This is a genomic window from Micromonospora sp. M51, assembly GCF_018070305.1.
GTDB classification, from domain to species: domain Bacteria; phylum Actinomycetota; class Actinomycetes; order Mycobacteriales; family Micromonosporaceae; genus Micromonospora; species Micromonospora parva.
In genome coordinates, this window is sequence record NZ_JAGPXZ010001427.1 from 1 (window position 1) to 569 (window position 569).

Consider the following 569-nt stretch of genomic DNA (forward strand, 5'->3'; position numbering starts at 1 on the left):
GATGACGACAGCCGGGTTACCCGGCGCCGGGTGGGTGACGCCGAGGCGCGGCGCGCCAACCGCGGCTGGTGGGACACCGACGCCGACGACTACCAGGCCGAACACGGCGCGTTCCTCGGCGACGTGGACTTCGTCTGGTGTCCCGAGGGCCTGCGCGAGGCCGACGCGCGGCTGCTCGGCGACGTGTCGGGGCGACGGGTGCTGGAGGTGGGCGCCGGCGCCGCGGCCGCCGCCCGCTGGCTCGCCACCCAGGGCGCCCGGCCGGTTGCCTTCGACCTGTCCGCCGGCATGTTGCGGCACGCCGCCACGGCCGCCGACCGCACCGGGGTACGCGTACCGCTGGTGCAGGCCGACGCGCTCGCCCTGCCGTTCGCCGACCAGTCGTTCGACGTCGCCTGCACCGCGTTCGGCGCGATCCCGTTCGTGGACGACTCGGCGGCACTGCTCGCCGAGGTGCACCGGGTGCTGCGCCCGGGCGGCCGGTGGGTGTTCTCGGTGACCCACCCGATGCGGTGGATCTTCCTCGACGACCCCGGCGAGGGCGGGCTGACGGCGGTGCACTCGTACTT

General features: G+C 75.6%; 1 protein-coding gene. It reads left to right on the forward strand.

What is annotated here, in order from left to right; genetic code table 11:
* On the forward strand, positions 1–569 hold a 569-nt coding region (locus KBX53_RS35250; protein ID WP_247676653.1), incomplete at both ends, for a class I SAM-dependent methyltransferase.